This window comes from Pisciglobus halotolerans, assembly GCF_900113675.1.
GTDB lineage: Bacteria > Bacillota > Bacilli > Lactobacillales > Carnobacteriaceae > Pisciglobus > Pisciglobus halotolerans.
In genome coordinates, this window is the sequence record NZ_FOQE01000052.1 from 1 (window position 1) to 9,633 (window position 9,633).

At 38.2% G+C, this 9,633-nt stretch carries 12 protein-coding genes and 1 pseudogene; 9 read left to right on the forward strand and 4 right to left on the reverse strand.

The annotated features are described in order from the left end of the window. Positions 1–212 (reverse strand): helix-turn-helix domain-containing protein (locus BM057_RS10665; RefSeq protein ID WP_143074514.1); only part of this gene is annotated, 212 nt, incomplete at its 3' end. A 1,002-nt stretch (positions 213–1,214) separates the two neighbouring features. On the opposite strand from BM057_RS10665, the gene rpmH reads away from it, so the two are divergent. The 4 genes from rpmH (at position 1,215) to jag (ending at position 3,665) form a co-directional block, all read left to right on the forward strand. After that, the gene (rpmH, locus tag BM057_RS10670; RefSeq protein ID WP_007725519.1) at positions 1,215–1,349 is read left to right on the forward strand and encodes a 50S ribosomal protein L34; all 135 of its coding nucleotides are present in this window, start codon (positions 1,215–1,217) and stop codon (positions 1,347–1,349) included. Between the two features lie 154 nt (positions 1,350–1,503). After that, a complete protein-coding gene (gene rnpA / locus BM057_RS10675) occupies positions 1,504–1,848 on the forward strand; it encodes a ribonuclease P protein component (RefSeq protein WP_047389790.1) in 345 nt (114 codons plus the stop codon). Between the two features lie 26 nt (positions 1,849–1,874). Further along, entirely contained in the window at positions 1,875–2,723 is an 849-nt protein-coding gene (locus tag BM057_RS10680; protein ID WP_092093677.1) for a YidC/Oxa1 family membrane protein insertase, read from the forward strand. A 135-nt stretch (positions 2,724–2,858) separates the two neighbouring features. Then, the gene (gene jag / locus BM057_RS10685) at positions 2,859–3,665 is read left to right on the forward strand and encodes an RNA-binding cell elongation regulator Jag/EloR (protein WP_092093680.1); all 807 of its coding nucleotides are present in this window, start codon (positions 2,859–2,861) and stop codon (positions 3,663–3,665) included. A gap of 119 nt (positions 3,666–3,784) precedes the next feature. Here jag and BM057_RS10690 read toward each other — a convergent pair whose 3' ends face one another. Together BM057_RS10690 and BM057_RS10695 are read right to left on the reverse strand one after the other, a co-directional pair. Further along, positions 3,785–4,171, reverse strand: coding sequence for a KGG domain-containing protein (locus tag BM057_RS10690; protein WP_092093682.1), 387 nt, complete (start codon positions 4,169–4,171; stop codon positions 3,785–3,787). A gap of 178 nt (positions 4,172–4,349) precedes the next feature. Beyond that, positions 4,350–4,571, reverse strand: coding sequence for a hypothetical protein (locus BM057_RS10695; protein ID WP_047389783.1), 222 nt, complete (start codon positions 4,569–4,571; stop codon positions 4,350–4,352). Between the two features lie 152 nt (positions 4,572–4,723). Between BM057_RS10695 and BM057_RS11760 the strand changes: the two genes are divergently transcribed. From BM057_RS11760 to treC, 3 genes are all read left to right on the forward strand, one after another. Further along, a complete protein-coding gene (locus BM057_RS11760; protein ID WP_177186248.1) occupies positions 4,724–4,891 on the forward strand; it encodes a hypothetical protein in 168 nt (55 codons plus the stop codon). 109 nt (positions 4,892–5,000) lie between these two features. After that, a complete protein-coding gene (gene treP / locus BM057_RS10700; RefSeq protein WP_047389781.1) occupies positions 5,001–6,458 on the forward strand; it encodes a PTS system trehalose-specific EIIBC component in 1,458 nt (485 codons plus the stop codon). Positions 6,459–6,482: 24 nt separating this feature from the next. Beyond that, a complete protein-coding gene (gene treC, locus BM057_RS10705) occupies positions 6,483–8,150 on the forward strand; it encodes an alpha,alpha-phosphotrehalase (RefSeq protein ID WP_092093685.1) in 1,668 nt (555 codons plus the stop codon). 70 nt (positions 8,151–8,220) lie between these two features. Here treC and treR read toward each other — a convergent pair whose 3' ends face one another. Beyond that, the gene (treR, locus tag BM057_RS10710; RefSeq protein WP_092093688.1) at positions 8,221–8,937 is read right to left on the reverse strand and encodes a trehalose operon repressor; all 717 of its coding nucleotides are present in this window, start codon (positions 8,935–8,937) and stop codon (positions 8,221–8,223) included. A gap of 160 nt (positions 8,938–9,097) precedes the next feature. Here treR and BM057_RS11765 point away from each other — a divergent pair, with 160 nt between their 5' ends. Both BM057_RS11765 and BM057_RS10715 read left to right on the forward strand, forming a co-directional pair. Continuing rightward, complete coding sequence (locus BM057_RS11765) at positions 9,098–9,259, forward strand: hypothetical protein (RefSeq protein ID WP_177186249.1); 162 nt, start codon at positions 9,098–9,100, stop codon at positions 9,257–9,259. Between the two features lie 144 nt (positions 9,260–9,403). Next, positions 9,404–9,633: pseudogene (locus BM057_RS10715) on the forward strand (IS481 family transposase); the annotation flags it as partial.

The window sequence follows — 9,633 nt, forward strand, 5'->3', positions numbered from 1 at the left end:
TAGCATTCGTAATAAGAGCGGTCATAAGCCATTTGGCGGACTTTTCCACGTCTTAATTCGCGGGAGACGGTTGACTGATCTACTCCCAGTTCCAACGCCATTTTTGTCTGGCTCAGTTTTCCTTCTTTAGCCATTTCTTCGAGTCTCCCGCGTTGGATATCAGATAAGTGTTTAGCCTGTTTGCGTTTTATGTTAGAATGGTTATTAGTCATGTAGATACTCCTTACTTTGGTTTCGTCGCTTTAAAGTATACCGTATCTACATGGCTTTTTTATATTTTTTTCTTTATGCATTTCATTTTACAACTAACCCTCCCTTTTTTACTCATACCAATACGAGTTTTTTATTAACCAGTTACAATCCATATCAAAATTTGTTGTAAAATGTCCATGAACTTCCTCCTTTTTAGTATATGGTTAGGTTATCGTTCGAATCGTCAATATCGTTTTTTTTGTAATGTATTTATTACAAAAAAGTTTATTATAATGAATAGAGATGGCATAATATTACTTAGTTAAAGCTACCAACTCTATACGAAACTGTGAGCCTGAATTTTAGGTACATTACAAGAAGTACACTGTGACATAAACACAAAAGAGCCTTTGATTTAGCCACGAGAAGATTCGAGCAATTAGTGAATGTGCTACTATGCAACCCTCAACCCCATATGCTAGATAGAAAACAGCGATTAGTTATTTGTACTGTTCTTATCTCACAACTCGTAAAAAACGGTTTGTTTGAGGACGCTCTAAAATGAATTGTTTATCAAGAATTATATTTGCTTTCTTCTTAGCTTATTACGATTGGGCTTTTTTTAGATTTTCGTTCCAATTTTTAGAGTTATTAGATGATTTGTCTTGAAATTCAAGAGTGGGTATAGTCGTTCTTTGTAATTCCTTTAAGGTGGTAATACCTGCTTTGTCATTATCAAAACATACTTGCATGTATTCTAAACATTCTTTTTAATTCAAGTTATGCAACTTGGAATAAAAAGAATGTTTTGTAACTTATATTTGAATAGCAGTGAAAATTTGCAGAAAATCAGAAAAAGTTGTTTTCACAAATCGGAGTTTATGGTATGCTAGGGAAGTGAGTGAATAAAAGAAGAATGTCACTCTTGACATAGATGCCTTTTTTCATTAGACTATTCAAGACTGTCTTGAAATTAACCTATAAAAATGATTGTGAGATAGTTTTCAGGAGGTGTATTACGAATGAAAAGAACTTACCAACCTAAGAAACGTAAACGTCAAAAAGTACATGGTTTCCGTAAACGTATGAGTACTAAAAATGGACGTAATGTATTACAAAGTAGACGCCGTAAAGGCAGAAAAGTATTGTCTGCATAGATCACTGACCGTCTCAGTGGTCTTTTTTTTCTTTATGGACAAAAAGATTCTTTAAACCATGCCTGCTGAACAAAGCGGACATAGCTGTATATGCCATTATTCAGCGGGTATTAATATAGAAAGAATCAAAAAGTAAAAAAGTTGAGGGAAAGAAATGAGAAAAGCTTATCGCGTAAAAAAAGAATCCGAATTTCAACGCGTTTTTCATCATGGAAAATCAACTGCTAATCGGCAATTCGTTATATATGTATTAAATAAAGAACATCAACCTCATTTTAGAGTCGGCTTATCTGTAGGAAAAAAAATTGGAAATGCCGTGACGCGAAATGCAGTGAAAAGAAGAATTCGTCAAAGTCTGACTGAGTTGAAGACAGATCTGAAGGCAGATAAAGATTTCATTGTGATTGCGCGTAAGCCGGCAGCCGATTTGACGACGGCAGAAACGAAAAAAAGTTTGGTTCATGTTTTAAGATTAGCTAAAATGCTAAAGAAACACTAAGAACGTAGAAGAGTGGGGGAAAAACTTTGAGAAAGCGTAAGCGATTACTTCTTTTATTAGGGATTTTATCATTGACTGTTGTGCTGGCTGCATGTGGCACAGACCCGATTTCAGCAGAAAGTACTGGATTTTGGGATCGTTACATCGTCTATAACTTTTCTAGGATCATTATTTGGTTATCCAATTTTCTTGGAGGAAATTATGGGGTAGGGATCATCGCCTTTACTTTGTTGGTGCGAATCATTCTATTGCCAGTTACTTACTATCAAACAAAGAGCAGCCGCAAAATGACGGATGTTCAGCCGCAATTAAAAGAGCTGCAAGAAAAATATTCTAGCAAAGATACAGAAACAAAAGAAAAGTTAAGAGAAGAAACTTCTAAGCTATATGAAGAAGCAGGCGTGAACCCTGCGGCCGGTTGTTTGCCATTGCTGATCCAAATGCCTGTTTTGATTGCTTTGTATCAATCGATCAGCCGGACAGAAGTTCTTCGGACAGGTCACTTTTTGTGGGTCAACCTAGGAACACCGGATCCATTGTTCATTATGCCGATTTTAGCAGCACTACTGACACTGGCTACTTCTAAATTGACCAGTATGAGTCAGTTGCAAAAGAACTCATCAATGGCTATCATGACTTATATGATGCCCGTCATGATTTTATTTATTACGATCTCGCTGCCAAGTGCGTTAGGGTTGTATTTTGTCATCAGTAATGGTTTTTCAGTTGCTCAAACGTTGCTGTTAAACAATCCATTTAAGATACGGAAAGAACGCGAAGAAAAAATCCGGGCTGAAAAGGAACGGGAACGTGCACGTCAACAGGCGATTAGACAAGCGCGCAAGAGTGGAAGAAGCGTATCAAAAAAGAAATAGAAACAATGGAAGTTAACGGATTTATTTAAAACAAAAAGAAACAGCGTTATAAGACAGGAGTATCATCTCTTTTCCAGTCATCACGATATAAATGTTCAAATGATTATCTAAAAGTTTCAGAGCGGAGGATAGGACATGGATAGATATACTGCAAAAGCACCCACTGTTGAAGAAGCTATCAATAAAGGCTTGAGAGCATTGGGAATCGGAAAAGAAGAAGCATCGATCGAGATCATCGAAGAAGGAAAGAAAGGTTTCCTTGGGATTGGTCAAAAGGATGCGATCGTTCGAGTGAGAAGTCGTGTTGCAGAGAAATTGCCGGAAGACGTTTTTCACGAACCAGAATCTGAGCCGAATAAAGATAAGGAAGAACCACTAGCAGGTGAAGCATCAGTAGACTCCACGTCTCAACAAGCAGTTGAAGAAGAAATAACGACAGAAGAAGCAGCTGAAGAGGAACAGAAGGGTTCTAGCAAAAATGATGAACAAGCCATTGCGTATGTGGCAGATTATCTAACAAACGTCGCAACCAAGCTTGCAGGGAAAGCGACTGTTGAAGCAGAAAGACAGCATAAACAAGTGATTTTCCACATCCAATCAGAAAAAGCAGGAGTCATTATCGGTAAGCATGGCAAAGTTCTCAATGCTTTACAATCTCTTGCTCAAGTGTTGCTACACCGTTATGGCAAAACAAAAATGGTTGCGATCGTAAATGCTGGCGACTATCGTGAAAGACGCGAAGAAATTTTGCGGAAATTAGCAGAACGGACAGCTAGCCAAGTACGTCAAACAAACCAACCTGTTTTCTTAGAACCAATGCCGGCTTTTGAACGAAAAATCATTCATTTCTATTTAAGTGAAAACGAATGGGTAGCCACGCATTCAGAAGGAAAAGAACCGCATCGCTATTTAGTGGTGGAACCAACAGATAAACAAATATAAGCACCATAAAAAAGATGACTTCTATAGAGCAGAAGTCATCTTTTTCGCTTATAGTAGAAAAAAACCAGCAGTTTTGATGAATAGTCTTTTTAGTTGTGTCAATCAATCAAAAAGTGGGATCAGTGATTATCTTTGTCATGACGAGCTTTACCGCCTTGTTGTCCAATATCTTGGTAAAAGTCTTTGCCGTGAGAGTCAGAAGTTGCTTCTCCACCTTTTTGTCCAATATCTTGATAAAAATCTTTGTCATGTGTTTCGGAAGTTGTTTCTCCACCTTGTTGTCCAATGTCCTGGTAGAAATCTTTGTCATGTGTTTTAGAAGTTGTTTCTCCGCCTTTTTGTCCAATGTCTTGGTAGAAATCCTTGTCGTGAGCATCAGAAGTTACTTCTCCGCCCTTTTGTCCGATATCTTGATAGAAGTCTTTATCATGAGACTTAGAAGTTGCTTCCCCGCCTTTACGTCCTGCTTCTTCTCTACTCATTTTATTATTGTCTTGATTAGCCATTTAAAAATCCTCCTTCATTTTTTTCCTCTCTGCTTACAGTCTTTTTTCTACTAAATCTATAGTATCGAGATATCTTACTTAAAGCAAATGAAGTGCTTTCTCTTCTTTAAACCTTTGGTAGTGAACAAAAAACAGCTTCCTATCAGCTTTTTCAGCTAAAATGGAGGCTGTTGAAAAATCATTTTCTTTTTGTTTTGTCTGATCGAAAAACCAAAGAGGTACAGAGATAAGCTAGTCCTACTTCAACAACAAAGATAAGTGCATAAAGAAAAATCACGCCTTTCATTTCTTCAGGACCCGGAATAAATGTTCCAAAGAAGAAAAGGAAGAGACGATTGATCACGTACCAAAAAATAAAAGTCAAAACGATTTTGGACAAGATCCTCGTTAATGTTTTCATCTAAACTCACCTCATTTATATGGCGTCTCGTATGAACACCTATTATTCAATGACTTTAAGTTTCATAATTTTATTTTAGCTCAAAGAAGAACAGATGAAAAGTCAAGTGTTTGATACGAGGAAATCTGCTCAAGATTAAGGTGAAGAGCGGAATGAGATCAATGAAAATGAAGGTGTTATTTTTGCAGAATAGTGGCAATCACGGTAAAGTGAAGACAAAGAAGAAGATGAAAAGAGCAGCAGATGGAGTACCGATAAAGGAGGGGGAAAACAATCATCGGGAAACGGCAACGAGAAAAAAAGCAACGTCAAAGAAATAGCAGATTTTTTTCGAAAAGCGCTTGCAATCAAGAAGGAAATAGCGTACATTTACTTGTATATACAAGTTGCTTTTTAAAATAAAACTATTTTTCTTTAGGAGGAAAAGAAATGGCAGATTTTAAACAAGATGCTAAACAGTTGCTTGAAGATATTGGAGGGCCAGAAAATATATCAGCTGTTACGCATTGTGCTACACGTATGCGTTTTGTGCTGAATGATCCAGCAAAAGCTGACAACAAAAAAATCGAAAAGATTCCGTCTGTAAAAGGGACTTTTACTCAAGCTGGACAATATCAAGTCATCATTGGAAATGATGTCGCAACTTTTTATAATGAATTTGAAAAGGTTTCCGGAAAAACAGGTGTTTCAAAAGACGATGTAAAAGCTGCAAGTAAGAAAAACCAAACACTACTGCAGCGAACGATGTCCGTTTTCGCTGAAATTTTTTCACCGCTTATTCCTGCCATCGTTGTTGGGGGTCTTATTTTAGGATTTAGAAATATTTTAGAAGCTGTTCCTTTTGATTCACTAGGAGGGGAGACGATCGTTTCGGTTTACCCGATTTGGAATACGATCAACTCCTTCTTATGGCTGCCGGGTGAAGCTATTTTCCACTTCTTACCAGTCGGGATCACTTGGAGTATCGCTAAAAAAATGGGGACCACTCAGATTTTGGGAATTGTCTTGGGGATCACACTTGTATCGCCTCAATTATTGAATGCCTATAGCGTTGCTAGTACATCTGCAGCAGACATTCCATTTTGGGATTTTGGTCTTTTCCAAATCGATATGATTGGATATCAAGCACAAGTTATCCCAGCGATGTTAGCCGGTTTCTTGTTGGCTTATTTTGAACTCGGTTTACGTAAAATCATTCCAGAAGCTGTGTCGATGATTTTTGTTCCTTTATTTGCTTTAGTTCCAGCTATTTTTATCGCACATGCTGTACTAGGACCAATTGGCTGGCAGATCGGTTCATGGATATCTGATTTGGTTTATGCAGGATTGACGAGTTCGTTTAGATGGTTATTTGGTTTGTTGTTTGGCTTCTTTTATTCACCGCTCGTCATCACAGGGCTCCATCATATGTCGAATGCCATCGACTTGCAGTTAGTGGCCGACTTTGATGGTACGAATTTGTGGCCGATGATCGCCCTATCAAACATTGCACAAGGATCAGCTGTTTTAGCGATGTTGATTCTTCATTGGAAAGACAAAGAAGAGCAATCTGTTTCATTGCCAGCTACGATCTCATGTTATCTAGGGGTCACAGAACCAGCGATGTTTGGGATCAACTTGAAGTACTTCTACCCATTCTTAGCTGCAATGATCGGTTCAGGGCTTGCAGGAATGATGTCTTCTATCTTTAACGTAACAGCTTATTCCATCGGTGTCGGTGGTTTACCTGGGTTATTATCGATCAAAAACCAATATTGGGGACAATTCATTATCTGTATGGTGATTGCCATCGTAGTGCCGATCGCATTGACATTTGTCTTCAGTAAGAGCAAGAAACTGAATAAGATGGGGGTGGAAGATCTGCCAACACCTAAATTAGGATCTTAATTTTAAGAGAGAGTAGGATGCAACATGAGTGAAATGCGTAAAAAAGTCGTTTATCAAATTTACCCTAAGTCTTTTAAAGACTCTGACGGAAACGGCATCGGTGATTTAAGAGGGGTTATTGAAAAATTGCCTTACTTGGATAAACTTGGAGTAGATTTGCTATGGATGAATCCTTTCTTCACTTCACCGCAAAAAGACAATGGCTATGACATTGCCAACTATACAGAGATCGATCCTTTATTTGGTACAATGGAAGACTTTGAAGAACTTGTAGAAAAGGCGAGAGAAAAAGGTATGGAGATCATGTTAGACATGGTATTGAATCATACTTCGATCGAGCATGAATGGTTCCAAAAAGCACTAGCAGGGGATAAAAAATATCAAGACTACTATATTTTAAGAGAGCCAAAACCAGATGGAAGTTTGCCGACAAACTGGGTCTCGAAATTCGGAGGCCCAGCTTGGGCACCTTTTGGCGATACAGGAAAGTATTATTTGCATTTGTATGATGTCAGCCAAGCAGACTTGAACTGGCATAATCCGAATGTCCGGAAAGAGCTGTATCAAGTCGTTAACTACTGGCTGGATAAAGGCGTAGCAGGGCTGCGGTTTGATGTGATCAATGTAATTGGTAAAGATGAAGAACTGAAAGATGCCGCAGATGGTATTGGAAAATATTTGTATACAGACCGTCCAATTGCGCATACGTTTATTCATGAATTAAATCAGGAAACATTTGGCAAAGGAGATAGAGAAATCATGACAGTAGGGGAGATGTCTTCTACGACTGTTGAAAATGGTATCTTATACTCTGATCCAAAAAATCAAGAACTATCCATGATTTTTAGTTTCCATCACTTGAAAGTGGATTACTTGAACGGGGAAAAATGGAGCCACATACCATTCGACTTTATGAAGTTGAAATATATATTGGATGATTGGCAAGATGGCATGTCAAAAGGCAATGGCTGGAATGCTTTGTTTTGGAATAACCATGATCAACCCCGTGCCAATAGTCGATTTGGAGATCCTGAACACTACCCATTTGAAACAGCTACGATGCTGGCACAGACGGTCCATCTGCTGCGCGGAACGCCGTATGTCTATCAGGGAGAAGAAATCGGGATGACCAATCCTGACTTTATGGATATGCAAGACTACGTAGATGTGGAGACCTTGAATGCTTATAAAGAATTAAGTGAGCAAGGCGTAGAACATGAAGAAGTAATGGAGATCATCAAAAGCAAATCGCGAGATACTAGTCGTACGCCTATGCAGTGGTCGGCAGAGAAGAATGCTGGATTCACAACTGGGAAGCCATGGATCAAACCGGCAGAGAACTTCCACTATATCAATGTAGAAGAAGAGTTGCAGAAAAAAGAGCACTCGATTTTCAACTATTACCAAAAACTGATTGCCTTAAGAAAAGAGTACAAGGTAATTTCAGAAGGCAGCTACCTCGGTATTCTAATGGATCATCCAAGCGTCTATGCTTATATTCGAGAATACGAAGGAGAAGAATTGCTGGTCTTCAACCACTTTTATAAAGAACCTGTTGTGGTAGAAATACCGAAAGCTTATCAAGAACGTCAAGGCCAATACCTCATCGGAAATGGCGAAGAAAGAGCACTAGGATCGACGCTTACCTTAGGACCATATGAGACAGTCGCTTATTACTTTGATAAGAAATAGAAAATAAAATATATAGAAAAACAAGCCGATCATATAGTCACTGACTCTGATCGGCTTGTTTTATTTTTCGTTACATTGGGCTTCGGCGGCGGGCAAAATCGACAAACTTAAACTTGTCCAAACGATGCCGGGATTCAGTGTATTGGAATAAAGTCGTATCTTCTAAATAAACAGAACTTCTAACAACCACTACATGTGTATCACCATGCAGACTCATCAATTGCTTGTCTTCTTTAGTGACAGGTTCAACGGTAAATTCCTTTTGAGCATAACCGATGCTCAAGCCCAACGTCTGCTCGATATATTGAAACAAAGAGTTTTCTGCTTCTTTGTCGGGCAAATCAGGGATGACGCTTGTCAGCAAGTAATCTTTGTCTAGAATAATCGATTCTCCATTTACTTGACGTAGCCTTTCGACAAAGTGAACGGCTGTATCTTTAGGCAGTTGCAGCTGCTTGGTGACAGCATCCGGCATGGTTTGACGAATATTTTTAACCAGGATTGTTTTGCTATTGATATGCTGGGATGATTTCAACTCTTGGTAACTGGTAAGACCAGAGACAGGAAAATTAAATCGCTGTACGTCTAAAACGATTGAACCTTTTCCTTGTTTTTTTTGGATATAACCATTTTCAAGCAAGAGAACTAAAGCTTTTCGAATTGTTTCACGGGAAACATTATAGCTTTTTGCCAGCTCATTTTCGCTCGGCAAAAGTTCTCCCGCCTGATATTGTTGGTTTAAGATAGCTGATTCAATATCTAAATAAATCTCATTAAACTTATTCAACTGTCTGTCTCCTTTAGCTTCTTCTATTGTCATTTTAACACATTCTATATCTTAGAAGAACCTTAGGCAGAGAAGAAGCTGGTCAACGGTTTTTCCAGTTGCAATTTTGAAGAAATAAGCATATAGTAGGAACACAAAAAAGAACAAGGGAGGAAAGAAGATGCCTTCTCATAGAGATTATGAATCCCTAAACACAGAATTGGATCAATTGTTTAACTCCTTAATCGAAATGCCGGAAGAAGATCAAGAAAAGGCAGAAGACCAAGATACTAACAATGATAAAAAAGAGAAAGATTCTCATGCCGAAAACGAAACGGATTAAAGATTAGATTTTTCGTTCATATCATAGCAGGAAACCCAATCATCTTTATGTAGAGGTACAATAGATATGTTACAAAAATAGACACAAAAAAAGAGACATCCTGTATAATTAAGTTACCACACAAAATCAGGAGGATGTCCCTATATGTCTATTATAACAGAAGAAATGCGTGTAAGAAAGAAAATGTGTGAGTATGCGCTTAAGTATGGCGTTTCGAAAGCTGCTAGAAGATACAACACTTATCGTCAATTTATTTATCGCCAATTAGATAAATACGATGGAACTGTCGAAAGCTTAGCTCTCAAATCACGAAAACCAAAGACAGCACATCCTAATCAGCACACAGAGGAAGAAATTCAGCTCGTTAAAAAGAA

Bases quoted from the DNA above. Each gene is read 5' to 3' on its own strand.
- rpmH (WP_007725519.1), top strand. From the start codon at position 1,215: ATGAAAAGAACTTACCAACCTAAGAAACGTAAACGTCAAAAAGTACAT.
- rnpA (WP_047389790.1), top strand. From the start codon at position 1,504: ATGAGAAAAGCTTATCGCGTAAAAAAAGAATCCGAATTTCAACGCGTT.
- jag (WP_092093680.1), top strand. From the start codon at position 2,859: ATGGATAGATATACTGCAAAAGCACCCACTGTTGAAGAAGCTATCAAT.
- BM057_RS10690 (WP_092093682.1), bottom strand. From the start codon at position 4,171: ATGGCTAATCAAGACAATAATAAAATGAGTAGAGAAGAAGCAGGACGT.
- BM057_RS10695 (WP_047389783.1), bottom strand. From the start codon at position 4,571: ATGAAAACATTAACGAGGATCTTGTCCAAAATCGTTTTGACTTTTATT.
- BM057_RS11760 (WP_177186248.1), top strand. From the start codon at position 4,724: ATGAGATCAATGAAAATGAAGGTGTTATTTTTGCAGAATAGTGGCAAT.
- treP (WP_047389781.1), top strand. From the start codon at position 5,001: ATGGCAGATTTTAAACAAGATGCTAAACAGTTGCTTGAAGATATTGGA.
- treC (WP_092093685.1), top strand. From the start codon at position 6,483: ATGAGTGAAATGCGTAAAAAAGTCGTTTATCAAATTTACCCTAAGTCT.
- BM057_RS11765 (WP_177186249.1), top strand. From the start codon at position 9,098: ATGCCTTCTCATAGAGATTATGAATCCCTAAACACAGAATTGGATCAA.